We start from the raw sequence: 17,184 nt of genomic DNA on the forward strand, positions 1-17,184 counted from the left end.
ATACTGGTGTCTACCAGAAATCCTTCGCCTAAAACGAAGATGTCGGGCCCCGCGATGCTCTCATGCACCGGGGCCCATTCGTTTTTGGAATATCAAAACCTTTGGAATATCAAAACCGCGCCGCATGGTTCCATGCTCTGTTCGGATCGGGAATACTGATCCGATCGAACAAGGATACACCATGGATAAGCCGCGCGTACGAATCTACACCGACTACAAGAGCCCCTATGCGTTCGTCGCCAACAAGCGGCTGTTTGAACTCGAGGACGCTCATGGCGTCGAACTCGAATGGCTGCCCTACACGCTGCGCATTCCAGAATTCATGGGCACGGTGGAAGAGCGCACGCCGCATTTCTGGCGCAAGGTGCGCTACGCCTATATGGACGCGCGCCGCTATGCCAATGCGCAGGGCCTCACCATGAAGGGGCCGCGGCGCATTTACGACGGCTTCTATTCCAGCGCCGGCATGCTGTTCGCACAGCGCCATGGCTTGTTCCGGCCCTATCACGACACGGTATTCCGTCGCTTCTGGAGCCATGATCTCGAAATCGACGAGCTGTCGGACATTTCGGGCGTGATCGCATCGATCGGCGGCTCGGCCGAGGCGTTCGAGGCTTACGTCCACGGCCCGGCGCGGGCCGAACACGACCGCATCATCGATGAAGCGGAAGCGCTCGGCGTGTTCGGCGTGCCGACCATGGTCTTCAACAGCGAATTGTTCTGGGGCGGCGATCGCATCGACATGTTGATCGAGCGCATCAGGAACCCGGAGTCGATCGCGACGGCGCTGGGCGGCCGTCATCGCAAGTAAAAAATTTCCGAAACGCTGAACACCTAGCCGACGGCCAAATGCGGCCAGCACCCGGTGCGCTCCAGCACCGGCCGCAACGCAGCCCGGCTCTCAGCATCGAGGGCGGCTAACTTGTCACGAAGTTGTTGCAGGCACTTCACCTGATATTTGAATGGCGCCAGCGCATAAGGCATGCCCCAAACATTCATCTCCAGCCGCTCAAGGCCTTTGGCAAACGCTTCGGCGTTGGCGACCAGGAACGGCAGATAGAGCTCGCCGGCAATTCGCAATAGCGCCTCGGCCATGCCGCCGAACGCCTGCTCGCGCGAATGCCAATCGCCCTCGACCCCCGATGCATCGTCCAGCCGCCGCACCCAGTGATCGGTAAACGGCGCCTTCGCGCGCATGATCCGCATCGGCGTCGGGTCGGTGGCCATCTCGCTGAGTTGGCCGAACCAGGCGAAATCGGCAAGCGATGGCCGGCGGCCGAACAGATAATTGGACATGCCGACATGCGGTTCGAACGCCGCCAGCATCCGCAAGTAACTCTCTTCCAGCAGCGGCTTGTTTTCCGCCGTCGCGCCGAGAATGACCATGCGCGAAATCTGCCGCTGGCGGAATTGCTCGATTTCCTCCGGGCTGCCCGTCTCGGCCTCCGAGACCGACCACTCCTCTCCCGCCCAGCGCGAGACATAGGCCTGATCTTCCGGATCCCACCAGCGATAGAGAAACAGCGGCTTCACCGCCCATTCGTCGGCGAGGTCTTCCAGGAGATCGCAGACAAATGCGACCGCCTTGTCATCGGGAATGACGGAGCGTTCCTTGTGACGGCTCTCCAGATCATAAGCCAGCGTCGTAGTCTCGCCGCGGTAGGTCCCGTCAGGATACTGCAGCACCGGAATCAGATTGGGCCGCAAATGCTCGGTCGCCTTGCGCAGCGCCTTGGTCATGATGACCCAATCGAACGGAATTCTCCGGTAGCGCAACAGCGCGCGCAGCTTGATGGCGTAAGGCGACGCGGTCGAGCCGATCAGCCGGTAGCGTCCTTCGGTCATGGCATTCATTGTTCGCCTCGCGGCAAGTCAGGCGGGAATACCCCGCTATCATAGAGAAAGTACCCCGTGAGATCGACGTCCCGCCCGCATTCGAATTTCACCCGCCAGACCTGCAATAACGCCTGCAGTGCTCGCCTTGCAGCGCAGCGAAATTTGCCGCTATTCTGATCGCCAATGACCCGGCCCGCCCTGCCCAATAATTCAACCGTGGAGAAACGCCATGAACCCTCCCGTTAATTCGCCCGCCATCAAGGTCGTGAAATCGGTTCGCGAACAGGTGAGCGCGGAGGAGTGGCAGGCGCGGGTCGATCTTGCGGCCTGCTACCGTCTCACCGCGATGTACGGGATGACCGAGATGGTCGCCAACCATATCTCCTGCCGGGTGCCGGGGACGATCGACCAGTTCCTGATCAATGCTTACGGCATGCTCTACGAGGAAATCGACGCTTCCAGCCTGATCAAGATCGATGTCGATGGCAACACGCTGCTCAACGCCTCCGACTATGACGTCAACGTCGCCGGCTTCGTGATTCACAGCGCCATCCACATGGCCAAGCACGACATGGATTGCGTGGCGCATACCCACACGCCGGCCGGAATGGCGGTCTCGGCGATGGAATGCGGCTTGCTGCCGCTGGCGCAGACCTCGATGCGGTTTCTCCACATCGCCTATCACGATTTCGAAGGTATCGCCGACAATGTCGACGAGCGCGAGCGGCTGGTGAGGGACCTCGGCGACCATGAAGCCATGATCCTGCGCAACCACGGCCTGCTCGTCGTCGGCCGCACCGTGCCGGCAGCGTTCAATGTGCTGTTCCGTCTCGAACGCGCCTGCCAGGTGCAGGTCATGGCGTTGTCCTGCAATACCAAGCTGATCTATCCGCCGCAGAGCATCCTCGAGGACACCTATGAGCGGATGCAACCGAAACCCGAGCGTAGCACCCGTAACGGCAACCTTGCCTGGCCGGCCCTGCTGCGCAAGCTCGATCGGGCTGATCCGTCTTATCGAGACTGACTGAGCCGCTGCTGGGTGCGCCGGAACTCCGCACGAACTTTGAGCGCAGCCTGCCTGTAATTTGATCGCACATATCGTCGCGAAATCGCCGATGCTGATATCAGGCGTAGCGACAGGTGCGTCCGATGAAGACATTCATTCGCGTGGTTGAACTATGGGTGCCCGACCGAACCCGCACGCGCCTGGAGTTCGGCGGCTGTCTTTGCAGCGAAGAGTACGCGGAGTTCAAGGCCGTCAGCGAAAACGCCCTGTTCGCCTATGACGAAGGGCTGCCCGGCAAGGCCTGGGCCTCCGGCCATCCCGTCATTCTCACGGAATTCGCAAACTCCTACTTCAAGCGCACAGACGAGGCGATCGAAGCCGGCTTGACCTGCGGCGTGGCGATGCCGGTCTTTGCCGGCGAATTCCTGATGGCCGTGATGGTGCTGTTCTGCGGCGATGACGAAAAGCACGTCGGCGCCATCGAACTCTGGCACAACGATCCGGAGAAATCCCACGAGATGGGCCTGGTCGACGGCTACTACGGCACCGCCGACATGTTCGAATTCAATTCGCGGCACACCAAGTTCCCGCGCGGATTCGGCCTGCCCGGCCGCGCCTGGAAAGCCGGCATGCCGCTCATCATCAAGGATTTGCACAACGCCAAGAGCTTTCTGCGCTGGGAGGAAGCGAGCGAAATCGGGATCAATTGCGGCGTCGGCATTCCCTACGTGACGCCGCCGGATCAAACCTGGGTCATGACGTTCCTGTCTGCACAGGCAACGCCGATCGCCAGACGCTTTGAGATCTGGGTACCGAATCCGTCGCGAACGGAACTGGTGTTTCAGTCCGGCGATTGCAGCAAGAATGCCGACCTGACCTCGCTTTATGCCTCAAAGACGATCCGCAAGGGCGAAGGCAGCATTGGCGGCGCCTGGGCGACAGGCATGCCGGCCATCAACGAACATCTGAAGGTCGATGAATCGATCGCGGCGCAGCTCGCCCGCGCGGCCGGCATGAACCAGATCGTTGTTCTTCCAGTGATCGAAAACGCGCTGCTCAAGGCCGTACTCGCCTGGTATCTCTGAACGGCCGTTCAACTGGTCAGGATACAGGTGGATCCCGCAGTGTCCTGAAATAGTTCCGCACCTCCCGCACGAACAGATCGGGCTGTTCGAATGCCGCGAAGTGACCGCCCTTCGGCATTTCACTCCAGTGCTGGATATTCGTGTAGCTCGCTTCCATCCACTTTCGCACCGGCGTGACAATCTCCTTGGGGAAGACGGCCACGCCCGTCGGTATCGTCACCTTAAACGGCGCGCGGCGCTTAGGCCCGAAACTCTCCCAGTACAGGCGAGCTGACGAGGCGGCGGTCGCCGTCACCCAATAGAGCATCACGTTGTCGAGCAGCTCATCGCGGCCAAGGATGTTCTCCGGGTGGCCGTCGCAATCGGTCCAGGCCCAGAACTTTTCCAGAATCCACGCGGCCTGCCCGCTCGGCGAATCCGTCAAGGCGTAACCGAGCGTCTGTGGCCGGGTCGATTGCTGCTTGGAATATCCGGAATCCCAATCGGCGTAATGCTGAATGCCGTTCAGCGCCCGCGCTTCTTCGGACGTCGGCTGCCCTTCCACGTTCGGCCGCGTCGACATCGCCAGCGTGATGTGAATGCCGGCGCAATGTTCGGTGTCCTGCGCGCCGATCGCGGTCGTGATCGCCGATCCCCAGTCGCCGCCCTGCGCGCCATAGCGCTGATATCCAAGGCGATCCATCAACACCGCCCAGCTTGACGCGATGCGACCGACGCCCCAGCCGGTTGTCTTCGGTTTCTCCGAAAAGCCGAAGCCCGGCAGCGACGGGCAAACGACGTGAAACGCGTCGGCGGCGTTGCCGCCATGCGCGGTCGGATCGGTCAAGGGCTCGATCACCTTGTGAAACTCGACCACCGAACCCGGCCAGCCATGCGTGATGACCAGTGGCATGGCTTCCGGGTGCGGCGAACGGACGTGCAGGAAATGAATGTCGAGCCCGTCGATTTCGGTGGTGAACTGCGCAAAGCGATTGAGCCGCGCCTCGCGCCCGCGCCAATCATACTCTTCCGCCCAATAGCGGCAGATGTCCTTGATCCATTTCAGTGGCGCGCCCTGGCTCCAGTCCTCGACCAGTTCGGCTTCCGGCCAGCGCGTGTTGCGCAGCCGCGATTTGAGATCGTCAAGCACGTCGTCGGCGATCGAAATGCGATAGGGTTTGATTTCAGCGTGCATGAAAGACCCTTTTCAAAGCCCAGCCCGAGCTGCCGGGATGGATTTCACAGGCGGAAATCATCGTCGCACGCGAGGCCGATATCAAGGGAAGCGTGGCGCGCTACGGGCTACCCTTTCCCACGAGCACAAATGGTGCCCATGCGCTCGGGTGCGCATAATCGCCACCCCTGGCGATCAAGGCCGAGAGCGAGCGGCGAAGCCCTTCAGCGCGGCCGATATCCGGATGAGACAGCATCGCATCGATTGCGCCGGTCGTGATGGCAACAGCGGCGTCTGAGCGAACAGGCCAGTGTGAGACCAACAGCGCACGTGCGCCTGCATAGAAAAACGCTCTCGCAAGCCCGGAGAATGCCTCCGAATTCGATGCATCACTGCCCGCCGTGTTGCAGGCTGAAAGCACCACCCAGTCGGCGTTGAGTTTGAACCCGGAAATCTCCGATGATGAGAGATAGCCATCGTCGACCTGCGTGGCGGCAGCCGGCGGCGTCAAGAGGGCGCCCAAACGGCGTTTGTTGCTCGGGCTTGGCCAGCGCGCATGAAGGCGTAGCTGCTTGTAATCATAAACCCACCGGACGCCATGCGTCCGGCGTTTGAGGTTTGAATTCGTGCAGGATAGAGGCGGTCCTCGTCCGTTTTTCTGGCCGGGTCCGGACCGCCGTCGCAGACATCAAAACGGGCGAGTCGGCCTCGGACGCAACTTCATACGGGCTTTGAATCCGTCAGAAGATGCATACTCGATCCGCTAAGACAATGCTCTCAATCGCCGGATCGAGCAGCCGCCCTCATCGCATCCTGTCTTTCAAATACAGGAAAAACTTACAGCAGCAAAAAGCGCATATCAGCGCCGGCAGAAACATGATCGCGGCGAGCAGCAAAGGCGACATGCTCGACGAAGGGTCGATCCATCTTCCAAACGACCAGCCCAAAGCGAGATCAATGGAGACAACCAGCAACGCGAGGGCAAGCAGCGGCAAAAACAGCCCTGTAAACATTGAACGCCAGCTCGGTGCAGCTGCCGACCAATTGATGCCATCCAGTTCCTGATCGGGATCGCTTGGCCCGACCTCGCGAGGACGCAGAGGCCACGGGGCTGCATCATTCATTTTAATAACCATGACAATTGAACAGCGTGATTATCTTTAAAACCAATACTGGCGCACCAATATCGGCAAACTCTCGCAATTCTATAGCAGCGATTTGATACCGTTTGTAGGGCGAAACTAGCTTAATTTGGGTTCCGCACAAACCTGCCTGTGGAGATATAATCGCGGCCTGCAGCAAATCCGCCTGACGTCGGCGCTTACCCGGCGTCGACCGGGCTTAGTTCACCGGCCCTTGATCGCGATTTAAGCCGCTTGCATTAATCGCTTGATGGTGACGCCCGGCTTAGGAGGTTCAACAAACGAAGCTCCGAGGCCGCGCTTCACGTGCGTCGACGATGATGAACGATCTCGAATCTGGTGCGTTGTGCCCGACCAATCAGCGATCTGCAGCCGGTCGAGTGCGCGAGGATGGTTATTCGTATTCTGTTCGTTTCATGGGCCGTTTTCCTGCTGGCCTCGCAGCTCATTTGCGGCTGCGCCACATTCCTGCATTGGCTTTCGGCAGGCTAACGGACCCACGCCGCAACGATGTCCGGCAGATAAGATCAGTTACCAGGGCCACCAGCTGTAACGATACCGCGGATTACCGTAGTTGCCAGGTCCAGCGTACGGTCCATAGAAATTCTTGTCGCCATAGACCCACCTGGCGACGGGCCGTCGCACATTCGGTCGATAGCAGTTTCCCGCCTCGTCACAGATGACCTTCGCGGCCGTGATCAACGAATCCGGGGCAGGCTGGCTATGGCTCAGAAGCGGCGCCGCATCGGCATGGGTAGCAATCAAAAGGCCGGCCACCAGCACGGACGCAAAGATCGTTCGCATGTTTCTTTCCTCGCGCGAATTTACTAGTTGCTTTCGGAAATACAGATACTCGAAAATACAAGACTAACCGCCGGTGATGACCTCCGCCTCACCGGGTTGCGGCCGGCTCCTTGGGAACGACGTACCCAGCCCATCGACGGCCAAACCGGAGCCTGCCCAATCGAGCCTACCCCGCTTGACCGGATGCTGACTAGGGCCTTCCAGGCGTATTTTTCCGCGATTATCCGGGGTTCGCGAGACAAATTTGCGTTCGCGAGTTCAGCCGCCATGCCGTCAACAGCCGACAATCACATCGGACTATCAGGCTTCCGGCAAGGCCGATCCCGCCGCTGAAAACAGAGCGCAAGTCAAAGCCGTCGCCGGCCATTTCCACTAAACCGGATGCCGAATGCCCGCCTGAATTGACGTGTCGCGCAGCGACTGAAGCGTTCCTCGCGGAGAGCCGCACCGCCCACATTTCAGAATCGAACACGGGTCCGGCTGGGCCTCGATCGGTAGCGCAACCGTCAGGCTGCCGCACTGTTCGCAAACCAGCTTGAAGGTTTGCCTGTCCATCAGGGTGACGTGCGCTTCAACACCCATATCGAATCCACCCATCGGTAATGCATCAATCTGAAATAATGCACGGTTAAAAATCAACAGGTCGAGAGCCGGCCCGTGCGCTGCCCAGAGCCTAACAAATCCAGATTCCCGCTGGGTTCTGCAACGGCTGAACGCATTTAACCCTAACAGGGGCCGGTGATGGCATAGCAGCCTGTCGAGCGGTCCGCGCGACTATGTGCCGCTGAAGCCAGGGCACGATCGCAGCTTCAAAATGGGCCTGACGCTGTCGGGGAATTGTGCGCCCGAAGCCTTATCGGTCTGGCGGCTGGAACGGAGCTGTGCTGGCCCTGCGCAACGAGAAAATGGTTAACCCGAGCAGCGTGATGTGTTGCTCGGACATTGCGCAGCAAAAACGTCACAGCCCCTAAAAAAGTGAGAAAAATGAATGACATCAAGGCCTGCTGCGCCATTTAAAAGCTGAATCTCAGTTCCGCTGAATCGCCGCCCGGGCTACAGTTTAGCGTCAAAATTTAACGGGATTGGCGTAGCACTGGTTGCATGGGCAATTGGGGCGGAAAATACCTGAACCAGACGGCATTTCGGGCGGCGCTGGGGGCGCTTTTGCTCGCCGTGGTTTTGTGCGCGGGTGCCAGTGCCCAGATCGCTGATAACGGTCCTCCGCTGGAGGGCGACGCCTATACAGCGGCGGAAACCGCCTACAAGGCGTTCGGCCAGGGCGACTACAAGGCCTCCGCAACAAGCGCCGCAGAGGCTGTGGCGCTCCGTCCTGATCTCCTGCGGCTGCACCTTCTCCTGATCGATTCCCTGGTCGCTGCAGGCGACCTCACCCTGGCCGAGCAGGCAACAAAGACCGCATCGGCGGCGTTTGCGGGCAACCAGGATCTCGAAGGGCGGCAAGCCAATATTCGCCAGCGCCTCGCCCAGCGGCCGGCCGGTGAAGGCTACAAGGCGCTTGAGAAGGGCGATGCCAAGGCGGCGATCCGGGCGGCGCGCAGCGCGGTCGAATATGCCCCGGATTCGATGTCCTATCGCCTGTTGTTGCTGAGCGCCCAGCTCGCGGACAATGATTTGCCCGGCGCACTGACGACTGCCACCGAAGCCATAGCGCTCGATCGGGCAGACTATGTCCCCCTGGTGTGGCGCGGCCACATCAACCAGCGATTGGGAAAGCGCGCCGACGCCGTTTCTGACTTTAGCGCCGCTCTCGCGGTCCCGGGCCTGACCGAGGCTCAGCAAAAGAATATCCGCCTGATCGCCGCGGATGCGGCTCTTGCATCGGGGGACTTCAACGCCGCGATAGAGTTGTTAGGCAGCTATTCGCGAACCGATCCCAAGGTCATCACCCGACTGACCGACGCCGAAGGCGCACGCCAACGCATCGGGGTGCTGCAGAGCAACGGCAGTAGCGTGCCGGCGCCGATACAGAATTGTTTAGCCAATGCCAGTGGCGTTCGCTGCGAGCTCGAGGCACCTCTGGTTTCGAGTATTCTGACTCCCGTTGCATCTGCTGAAGAGAAAGCTGCAGCAGAACTCTATGAGGCGAAAGAACGCGCCTATCGGGCCGAACGAGACAAGGACTACAAGTTAGCGGTCGCTGAGGCGCGCAAAGCCGTGGAGCTTGAGCCCGATGCCGTTGCGAGCCGGCTTCTGCTTGTCAACATCCTGATGGCTGCTGGCCGCCCCGGGGAGGCCGAGACAGAGGCCACCAAGGCAATCAATGCGGGGCATGCGAGCGCTGAAATCTACGCGCAACGCGGATATGCGAGGAGCAAGCTCAAGAATTTCAACGGTGCGATGTCGGACTGGGAAAACGCCCTGAAGCAGGGCCTTCCTCCCGGTCAAGCTCGCAACATCAGGCTTTCGCTCGCCGATGCCGCCGTGACTTCCAACGAGCCCCTGCGGGCATTGCGCGCGTTGCAGAAATTGGCCGTCAGCTATGACACGGCAATCCGCAAGGCCTATGCGCTGCAGGCGCTCGGCCGAAAGGAAGAATCGTTTCCCGAGTTCAGGACCGCTGAACGGCTGGCAGCCACCGCTGTCCAGAGAGACGGCGCGTTGCGGGCGCAGATCAACACGTTGGTCGAGCTGGACCGCAAACCAGAAGCGCGTGTGCTGTTCGACCACGCGATAGCCCGTGGCAAATTGACGTCCATCCGGGACACCGATGTTGGCTACCTGGCCGTTGCGGTCGGCAATGATGAGGTCGCGCTGGCGCGCTTCGATCGTGCGCATGCCCATGGACAATTGCCGGCTCGGGCCACGATCGATGCGGGATATACCGCTATGCGTCGCTTCGAAAATCCAAAGGCCATCGCCTATCTGATGGAAGGGATCGACGCCAAGGCAGACGGACGGATCAATATTGACGATCAAAAGCTGTTCGAGACGCGACGGACGGTTTCAGACCTCGCCCGCGTATGGGGCATCAACAGTTCGGTTACATACGGCAAAGTTGGTTCGGCGCCCAATCCGTTCCTGACTATAACGGCGCCCAGCAGTTACACGTCGCAACTGGGAACCGAGCTCTATTATCGCCCGGAAGGGTTCGGGTACAGGAATGGCGCGATATTCGAGCTGTTCGGTCGCCTTTTCGAAACCCTCTACGACCAGTCCGGTGGGCCGACGGGCGGGCGCACGACACAGGGCATGGTAGGCGCCCGCTGGAAGCCGTTTTCGAACGCCAACCTGGTCTTTGAAGTCGACAAGCTGATTGCGCTTGGCGATGCGGCGCGCGATGACACGCTGTTGCGCGCGCTCTACTCCTACACGGTCGGCACGGATCTGCGTGTTTTGGATCCGAGTTGGCCGACCTGGTATGTCTACGCGGAGGTGGATCGCTTCCTCGAGAAGCGACAGCTGGTCGCGATCATGGAAGGCCGCTTCGGACGAAGCTTCCGGCTCGATCCCATCAGCAGCAAACTGGTATTCTTCCCGCACGCCGTGCTGGCCGCAAACTACGACGATTCATTCGCAAACCGTTCCGCCTACTCGGCCGGCGCAGGTGGTTCGTTACGCTACTGGTTCGGCGAGACAAAATACATGGCGCCGCCCTCGTACTGGGAGTTGACGCTGCAGTATCGCTGGCGCCTCGCGGGCGATCAGCGGGCTCAAGGTATTTTCGCGCAGACGTCGATCAATTATTGAAAGCCGTGCACATCTGCACCCGCTTGATGCTACCGCTTCGAGCAATCAAAATGGTGGTGGCTGAGCGTCTCATTCCTTAGTGGATGTGAAACGCTTGGATGAGACTGAACAATTCAGCCAGCTCTGCTATCCAAAACAAAAGCCACCTTTCGGTGGCTTCCATCTTTTCGGTCGTTGCGCAGAGGTCAGATCATGCCACTGCTGGCACGGGGCGGACATTGCGCCGATACATGCCAAAACCCACGCCTGCAAAACCAAGGAGCATCATGATCCAAGTGGACGGTTCAGGCACGGCGGTGGTGAACTGCACTTCGCTCAGCAGTATCCACGGCTCAAGATTTGGAGTGTATGCGCTATTCTTGAAGTCATTGACATTATCGAGAAAGCAACCGGCGGCATCGCAACCTTCTTGGGCAACATGATTGTTGTAGTAGTTGATGCCATCCAGCAGCAAAGGCCCCCTATTCAGGGTCAAGCTGAAAGTGTCACTGGAAAGAATGGGCGTAGAAAAAGCCAAGGTAATGACTTCAGTTCCGGTGTACGGGTTACCCAGATAGTCCGTGAACGTAGTAGTGTAGCTCGGCGTTAAGATCGTATTGTTAGCTGTGGTGATCGACACACCCACCGACGCCGGCTGTCCAACGAGGCCCATGAAGCCGAGCGAACCGGCGTACGAGCTCGCTACATACAACGTAATCGTACTAACGCTCTTGCCTGCCTCAAGGTTAAAAATGATGGTGGGATCCTGATATTTCCAGCCGACGTAGTTTTGGGGCCCGAACGAATAATTCTGCGTTGGAATGACAGTGTCGGTCAGTTTGCCGGTACCGCCTGTCAGCAAGGCTTCCTTGGGAGCCCCATTTGATGGCACGACCAATGAAGAGCCGTTGGTATTGGCATTGGCTTGAACAGAATAGGTCGAATCGAAATAGTTGTAGTTGCCGTTTTGAATCAGCCCGTTGCCGTTGTTCATCTCGTAACTGGTGACGGTAACCAGGCCGGCCGATGCAGCCGTGGAACCCAGCAGGGTAGTTGATAGAGCAATGAGCAAACGAGACCGCAGCGACATATTAAATTCCTCAAGAGGCGATCAAATAAATCGAACACCATTGTTTATTGTTACCAACTTATTACCACGGGGAATAACTAGTGCAAAGCCGCATCTTCCGCGGCAGCGTTTATCGTTAACGGCCTGATCGCGCAGGTTGTTGCAAAAGACCACCCGTTGCGTGCATCGGTTGTATTTAAGCTCTTTTCGACAAAATCTGGCTCTATTTGGTTTGGCTGACGCCATCCGGCGTGCCTTCTCAATACCGAAGAGAGGTAATTACTCAAAAGCCGTGATAACCATCGGGCAGGATTGATTCGGTCTTTAATGCCCCCTTTTATTAATTAATCACATTTAATTGCCGCCTTCCCAACCCTGTCGCCGAATCGCAAACGATTGCCCGGCCACGGACTGGTTCTGCCGCCTACCGTCAAGGCGGGACTTTGCCCCAGGACTACCGGGCTGGTTTGCCGGCAAGGCCGGGATCGGGCACCCTTGTGAACTCGTTGGTCACACCATCCGGAGCCGGCCCGCGAAAAACGAAGAAGCCGCGGTCGGTGACGACAATGTCGCCCTTCTGAAGCAGGCTGTCGTTCATGGCCATTTCCGAGACGATCCGCTCCGCCTCAGCGGCAGAAGGCGGCGGTCGCCTGATGCGGCCGCTCTCCTGTGCAAGCGCCGCTGAGCTCAACATCAAGGCGGCCAAGACAACGAAGGCTTTCCACATGGTTTTCGTACACACAGAAGCGGACGGCCATCTGTATAACAAGAAAAGCCGCTTCAGCGGCGGCTTTTTCCAAATCGTGGCCGAACGCTCAGAAATTCGCTCGGACCTTGGCCATTCCCGAGCATACCGTCGCGGCGAATCTGTTTTCTGAGCCCGTTCTCGGTTCGATGTCCGGCCGGCTATCAACCCTGTCCGACTGGCCGCGCAGGGCTCTTTCGAGCTGTCGCCAATCGCTCTCTTTGATCTCGGTCGATTCATTCAGCGCCGCAAGCAGCGCGCTCGTCAGCCTGTCCGGCATGGGTCCCATCCTCTCGCGCCATCCGGCAACCAGCCCGGCGGTCACAAGCCCGAAGAAAAATGGCGACGCAACCCACCCCAAGGCGCTTATCGCTCCGACACTATCCAGGATGGGAACCCGAGCGCGCGGCGATTCGCAAGCCGGCTAGCCGGCCTGGCCGTATCTATTCCAACTGGATGCCGAACAGTGCCCATAGCCGGGACTAGACTAGCCCTAGGGCCCGCCCCTGCTCGGGACCGCCGTGCACGGGACAGAGTATGGTCAGACTTGGTACGGTCAAGACTTGGCGCTGAACGCCGCCGATGACGGAGATCCGGGAGCCAGCTAGCTAAGCCCCCAAAAGCCATCCCACGCCGGCAAATATCGCCCATAGCCAACCAACCATGGCGATCCCGATCGCTACTAAATAGAGCGGCGGAGCTAACACCTGACGTATCTTCTTCACTGTGAACTTCGCAAAGCTTCCGCCTCGGACAAGCGCTCCCGAAGGCGTCGCAATTCCAGATACCGCTCCGTAATGCTGACAGCTGTGGGCTTTTTCAAAGCCTTCTTCGGCTTCTTTGATTTCGGCAGATCATCCACCGTCGTGCGGCTGTGCGCTTTCATAGGTAGCCCCCTCCTACTGCCTGAGAAAACTCAAGCAAACGATGTGCCAGTCAAAACAGGGTGATGCGACCGGAACACCAGACCAACCTTTGTCTGGCGCGTTCTTATTGAAGTTCGATAACGCTTGCGTGACCCATTTGGGGGAAGTCGTGGAAAAAAACCGCGGCGTGGTGGCTAGTTGGGAGTTGACCGGTCGGTCCGTATCCATTGGGACGCGGTGCCGCCTATCAACATCCGGCCGTAGAGCCGGATTTTTTTCAATGCAAAAGAGCCGAACGATAATGCCTCATGCGCAGGGAAAACCTGGCGCCCAAATCTAGACCAAGCCAGAACGACACATAAGAAAAATCCAACGAGATTGCCGCCCGCGATCACGGCGGGCAGCCACGGCCCTGCCAGCAGCGCAACAGACGAAGTCAGGACCATTGTCCCGATGATCAATAGCGCAAGGAGAGAGAGTGGCGGCACCAGAAGATCAAGCGCCAGCGCAAGGACGTTTACGTCCCTGCGCATTAAACCGGTCACGAGAAGTCGCGGAACGAATTTTCCGATGGTGGCGAGATGACCCTGCACCCAGCGCTGACGCTGACTCTCGGTCCCCTTGGCGCTTGTCGGAAATACGCTGCTAACTTTCACAAACGGAAAGAAATACGGGGCTTGGCCGGTTTTCGCCAGATCGAGCCCTAGCTTCAAATCCTCCACCAGATGACTGCTCGCCAGTGGAACGGTGTTGATCGCATTCCAGGGAAACATCATTCCTGTCCCCATCAATTGAACAGGGCAATGAAGGTTTCTTAGTCCAAGCGGCCGAATCCAGTTTCTGAGAATCCAGGCGAACTCTGCAAAGCTGTGATTGACGGGTGAATTGTCAGCGCTTTGCATCATGAACAGCGCTTGTACCGGCCGCTGAACGCCGTGACAGACCCGCTTCAGCCCCTCGATCAGGTCGGCCTGGAGCCGGCAGTCGGCATCGACGAAGAGGACAAAATCAGGCGGGTCCTGGCTAAGATGGGTTATGCCCCACCCCATCGCGAATCCCTTGCCAATTCTTTTGGGGTCGTTGCGGACTATGACCTCGGCCCCCGCTTCGGTCGCAACCACCGCGGTGTCGTCGGTGCAATTATCGGCAACGACGATAATGCGGTCTCCAGCGCCAAGCTGCGCCTTGATATCCTGCAGCGTTGGATTAAGTCCCAAGCTCTCATTATGCGCAGGAACAATTACCGCGACCCGCTTCTCAATATTTAATTCCTGGACTTCGAAAGGCTCCAGCCTTGGCGCCTTGAGAGCTGCAACGACTTCAACCAGCAGGACAGCGACGGGAACGCTGAGCAATCCAGCCATAGCGGCCAAGATCAACATTTCACAAATACCGATCTCGAAACGTTTGATTTAACGTCTTTTGCAAAAAAGTGAGTATGGAAGTCAGGTATAAATATCCTGTTTCCCCCTAGATTACTACTATATTTCCCAAATAGATAAATAGGACGCGGGCCGAATGAGCATGTTTTATCGGGCCTACTTTCGGATAAGTCAGGCAGAGCACCCTTTATGAAGATCGCCTATCTGGTTAACCATTATCCGGCGATCAGCCACAGTTTCATTCGGCGCGAAATACTGGCGCTCGAACGGCTGGGTCACGAGATCCTGCGAATATCGATCCGGGGTTGGGCCGACGCGCAGCGCGGCGCCGAAGATCAGCTCGAGCAGGCCCGCACGCGTTACGTCCTGCGCGGCGGCGCCGCGCCGCTACTCGTTTCATTCTTGCGCATTCTGGCAACCAACCCCGTCGGCCTGTTTCGCGCGATCGTCTTGACATTGAAAGTCGGTCTGCGGGCGGAGCGTCCCCTCCCCGTTCATTTGATTTATCTGTTCGAGGCGTGTCAGGTGGCCCTGTGGCTGCGCAGCGAAAACGCCCAGCACCTGCACGTTCATTTCGGAACCAATTCTGCCGAAGTAGCGATGCTGGTCGGCGAGCTCGGAGGGCCGCCCTGGAGCTTCACCGCCCACGGCCCCGAAGAATTCGACAAGCCGAAGTTCATCTCGCTGCCTGAGAAAATCCGGCGGGCTCGTTTTGTCGTCGCGGTCAGTTCATTCGGGCGGAGCCAGCTCTTTCGCAATGTCCCCCATTCTTATTGGCCCAAGATAAAGGTGGTCCATTGCGGGCTTGAACCAGCCTTCTATCAAACCGATGACACCACGGCGGCGGGCAGCGAACGGCGATTGGTTTGCGTCGGCCGCCTGTGTGAACAGAAGGGACAGTTGCTGCTGATCGAGGCGGCGCGGCTGCTGGCGGAACGCGGAACGAAGTTCGAACTGGTGCTCGCCGGCGATGGCGAAATGCGCGGCGAGATCGAGGCGCTCGTCGCAAAGTACAAGCTGACGGGCATCGTGCGAATAACAGGCTGGATCAGCAGCGACGAGGTTCGCTCCGAAATTCTCGCAGCGCGGACGCTGGTCTTGCCGAGCTTCGCGGAGGGCTTGCCGGTCGTCATCATGGAAGCCATGGCGTTGCGCAGACCGGTCATTAGTACGTTCGTTGCTGGAATCCCGGAGCTGGTCGAAACGGGGCAGCACGGCTGGCTTGTAGCTGCAGGGGATGTCGAGGCGCTGGCGCGCGCAATGGACGCCTGCCTCAATGCCCCCGTGGAAACGATGATCAGAATGGGAGACGCCGCGCGCGCGAAAGTCCTTCAACAGCATGATGTGGACAAAGAAGCGAGCAAATTAATCGATCTGGTCTCGCAGTCGTTGAGAGTATCTTGATGGCGAGCCGAGTCCCTCAGAATTAATTCCGGAAGCAGGGCACCGCGTGAAAAGTTGACGTTGGCTTGGCCTTAAGCCGTACCTTGCTGGCACATCATCGCATGAGCAGCAGCTCCGGCTAGTGCCGCGCAAGTGCTGAGGGGATCGGAGGTGTAGCGGCTCATGATCCAAAGCGGCGCGCACGCCGCAGGCGTCGCCGATCAGGACGGCGCCTATTTAGCCAATACCCCGCTCCGCCTGGGCTACATCATAAACGATTATCAAGCGGCAGTCGTCCTCGTTCAACACCACGCACCGATCATCTTTATCATGATCCGCGTGCGGTGCGAAAGAAGGACACCGCCTCGCCTACGAGCCTGCTTGATCGAGCTGCAATGAGTCCCGCCGACGTTTTATCCGAGCAATACCCGCCAAACCAAGCAACCCTGCAATCATCATTGCCCACGTTGACGGCTCCGGGATTGCATTCACCTGAACTTGCGATGCATTGGCCGTTTGAAATGGGCCGTACTTTGCGATTTGCCCATCAGCACCGGTATTGGCTGGATCATCTTGTCCGGGCAACGGCGATACAAAAAAACCGCTTACGTCATCCCCTGCCGCCAGTATCGTGCTGTAAAATCCTGCGTATCCATTAACCGCGTTAGGAACGAAACTCTTCGACCCGAGATCAAAGCCAAAATAGACGTATGCGTCGGGGTTACTCAGCTGCGAATTCACAAAGGAAAGATCATATGATTGCCCGAGCACATTGATCGAAAAAGCGGTCAAATCAGAATAGCCAATAACCCCGGCGAGCGCCGAGTCGTAACTGAAGGACCCGCTTGCAATCACCGTGTTCGAACTATCCGAAAAGGTGAAGCCCTCGGTAAGTGTCGCTGCATTTGCCGGGGCCAAATTAAACGCCAACCATAAACCTGCAACCAAGCCAAAATTAAATCTCATTGCCAGCCCCATGACTTTAAGTCTGCCAGCAGCATTGAATAAGAAAGTGATTCGCGTCAA

Annotated in this window: 16 protein-coding genes; 6 read left to right on the forward strand and 10 right to left on the reverse strand. The window is 58.4% G+C overall.

Annotated elements, in window-relative coordinates; genetic code table 11:
• The first annotated feature begins 181 nt into the window (after positions 1-181).
• Positions 182-811 (forward strand): 2-hydroxychromene-2-carboxylate isomerase, encoded by a 630-nt coding sequence (locus V1286_RS23420; RefSeq protein WP_334483176.1) that lies wholly within the window; start codon positions 182-184, stop codon positions 809-811.
• Positions 812-834: 23 nt separating this feature from the next.
• Here the strand turns inward: V1286_RS23420 and V1286_RS23425 are convergent, their stop codons facing one another.
• Positions 835-1,854, reverse strand: coding sequence for a glutathione S-transferase N-terminal domain-containing protein (locus tag V1286_RS23425; protein WP_334483179.1), 1,020 nt, complete (start codon positions 1,852-1,854; stop codon positions 835-837).
• Positions 1,855-2,065: 211 nt separating this feature from the next.
• Between V1286_RS23425 and V1286_RS23430 the strand changes: the two genes are divergently transcribed.
• Positions 2,066-2,860, forward strand: a complete 795-nt coding sequence (locus V1286_RS23430) for a class II aldolase/adducin family protein (protein WP_334483182.1) — start codon at positions 2,066-2,068, stop codon at positions 2,858-2,860.
• Between the two features lie 125 nt (positions 2,861-2,985).
• Positions 2,986-3,927: a GAF domain-containing protein gene (locus tag V1286_RS23435; RefSeq protein WP_334483184.1), complete on the forward strand. Its 942-nt coding sequence runs from the start codon at positions 2,986-2,988 to the stop codon at positions 3,925-3,927.
• A gap of 16 nt (positions 3,928-3,943) precedes the next feature.
• Here the strand turns inward: V1286_RS23435 and V1286_RS23440 are convergent, their stop codons facing one another.
• The 4 genes from V1286_RS23440 to V1286_RS23450 form a co-directional block, all read right to left on the reverse strand.
• Positions 3,944-5,101, reverse strand: a complete 1,158-nt coding sequence (locus V1286_RS23440; protein WP_334483186.1) for an epoxide hydrolase family protein — start codon at positions 5,099-5,101, stop codon at positions 3,944-3,946.
• Positions 5,102-5,201: 100 nt separating this feature from the next.
• On the reverse strand, positions 5,202-5,603 hold the full coding sequence (locus V1286_RS38990; RefSeq protein WP_417021175.1) for a CHAT domain-containing protein: 402 nt from the start codon (positions 5,601-5,603) through the stop codon (positions 5,202-5,204).
• Between the two features lie 280 nt (positions 5,604-5,883).
• Entirely contained in the window at positions 5,884-6,204 is a 321-nt protein-coding gene (locus V1286_RS23445; protein WP_334483188.1) for a hypothetical protein, read from the reverse strand.
• A 549-nt stretch (positions 6,205-6,753) separates the two neighbouring features.
• Positions 6,754-7,026, reverse strand: a complete 273-nt coding sequence (locus V1286_RS23450) for a hypothetical protein (protein WP_108514911.1) — start codon at positions 7,024-7,026, stop codon at positions 6,754-6,756.
• Positions 7,027-8,127: 1,101 nt separating this feature from the next.
• Between V1286_RS23450 and V1286_RS23455 the strand changes: the two genes are divergently transcribed.
• Entirely contained in the window at positions 8,128-10,734 is a 2,607-nt protein-coding gene (locus V1286_RS23455) for an NfrA family protein (protein ID WP_334483193.1), read from the forward strand.
• A gap of 190 nt (positions 10,735-10,924) precedes the next feature.
• On the opposite strand, the gene V1286_RS23460 is transcribed toward V1286_RS23455, so the two are convergent.
• On the reverse strand, positions 10,925-11,803 hold the full coding sequence (locus tag V1286_RS23460; RefSeq protein ID WP_334483196.1) for a PEP-CTERM sorting domain-containing protein: 879 nt from the start codon (positions 11,801-11,803) through the stop codon (positions 10,925-10,927).
• A 433-nt stretch (positions 11,804-12,236) separates the two neighbouring features.
• Positions 12,237-12,380 carry a hypothetical protein gene (locus tag V1286_RS23465; RefSeq protein ID WP_334483199.1) on the reverse strand — a complete coding sequence of 48 codons (144 nt, stop codon included), beginning with the start codon at positions 12,378-12,380 and terminating at the stop codon, positions 12,237-12,239.
• On the opposite strand from V1286_RS23465, the gene V1286_RS23470 reads away from it, so the two are divergent.
• Positions 12,379-12,660 (forward strand): hypothetical protein, encoded by a 282-nt coding sequence (locus V1286_RS23470; protein WP_334483202.1) that lies wholly within the window; start codon positions 12,379-12,381, stop codon positions 12,658-12,660. The two genes, V1286_RS23465 and V1286_RS23470, sit on opposite strands and share 2 nt — an antisense overlap.
• A 588-nt stretch (positions 12,661-13,248) precedes the next feature.
• Here the strand turns inward: V1286_RS23470 and V1286_RS23475 are convergent.
• The gene (locus tag V1286_RS23475; RefSeq protein WP_334483205.1) at positions 13,249-13,413 is read right to left on the reverse strand and encodes a hypothetical protein; all 165 of its coding nucleotides are present in this window, start codon (positions 13,411-13,413) and stop codon (positions 13,249-13,251) included.
• A gap of 174 nt (positions 13,414-13,587) precedes the next feature.
• A complete protein-coding gene (locus V1286_RS23480; protein ID WP_334483208.1) occupies positions 13,588-14,775 on the reverse strand; it encodes a glycosyltransferase family 2 protein in 1,188 nt (395 codons plus the stop codon).
• A gap of 189 nt (positions 14,776-14,964) precedes the next feature.
• Here V1286_RS23480 and V1286_RS23485 point away from each other — a divergent pair, with 189 nt between their 5' ends.
• A complete protein-coding gene (locus V1286_RS23485; RefSeq protein WP_334483210.1) occupies positions 14,965-16,179 on the forward strand; it encodes a glycosyltransferase in 1,215 nt (404 codons plus the stop codon).
• Between the two features lie 348 nt (positions 16,180-16,527).
• Here the strand turns inward: V1286_RS23485 and V1286_RS23490 are convergent, their stop codons facing one another.
• Positions 16,528-17,184, reverse strand: a complete 657-nt coding sequence (locus tag V1286_RS23490) for a PEP-CTERM sorting domain-containing protein (RefSeq protein ID WP_334483212.1) — start codon at positions 17,182-17,184, stop codon at positions 16,528-16,530.

This window comes from Bradyrhizobium algeriense (assembly GCF_036924595.1).
Taxonomy (GTDB): Bacteria; Pseudomonadota; Alphaproteobacteria; order Rhizobiales; family Xanthobacteraceae; genus Bradyrhizobium; species Bradyrhizobium algeriense.

Coding starts and splice junctions, on each gene's coding strand:
- V1286_RS23420 (WP_334483176.1), top strand. CDS start 182: ATGGATAAGCCGCGCGTACGAATCTACACCGACTACAAGAGCCCCTAT.
- V1286_RS23425 (WP_334483179.1), bottom strand. CDS start 1,854: ATGAATGCCATGACCGAAGGACGCTACCGGCTGATCGGCTCGACCGCG.
- V1286_RS23430 (WP_334483182.1), top strand. CDS start 2,066: ATGAACCCTCCCGTTAATTCGCCCGCCATCAAGGTCGTGAAATCGGTT.
- V1286_RS23435 (WP_334483184.1), top strand. CDS start 2,986: ATGAAGACATTCATTCGCGTGGTTGAACTATGGGTGCCCGACCGAACC.
- V1286_RS23440 (WP_334483186.1), bottom strand. CDS start 5,101: ATGCACGCTGAAATCAAACCCTATCGCATTTCGATCGCCGACGACGTG.
- V1286_RS23445 (WP_334483188.1), bottom strand. CDS start 6,204: ATGAATGATGCAGCCCCGTGGCCTCTGCGTCCTCGCGAGGTCGGGCCA.
- V1286_RS23450 (WP_108514911.1), bottom strand. CDS start 7,026: ATGCGAACGATCTTTGCGTCCGTGCTGGTGGCCGGCCTTTTGATTGCT.
- V1286_RS23455 (WP_334483193.1), top strand. CDS start 8,128: ATGGGCAATTGGGGCGGAAAATACCTGAACCAGACGGCATTTCGGGCG.
- V1286_RS23460 (WP_334483196.1), bottom strand. CDS start 11,803: ATGTCGCTGCGGTCTCGTTTGCTCATTGCTCTATCAACTACCCTGCTG.
- V1286_RS23470 (WP_334483202.1), top strand. CDS start 12,379: ATGGCCATTTCCGAGACGATCCGCTCCGCCTCAGCGGCAGAAGGCGGC.
- V1286_RS23465 (WP_334483199.1), bottom strand. CDS start 12,380: ATGAACGACAGCCTGCTTCAGAAGGGCGACATTGTCGTCACCGACCGC.
- V1286_RS23475 (WP_334483205.1), bottom strand. CDS start 13,413: ATGAAAGCGCACAGCCGCACGACGGTGGATGATCTGCCGAAATCAAAG.
- V1286_RS23480 (WP_334483208.1), bottom strand. CDS start 14,775: ATGTTGATCTTGGCCGCTATGGCTGGATTGCTCAGCGTTCCCGTCGCT.
- V1286_RS23485 (WP_334483210.1), top strand. CDS start 14,965: ATGAAGATCGCCTATCTGGTTAACCATTATCCGGCGATCAGCCACAGT.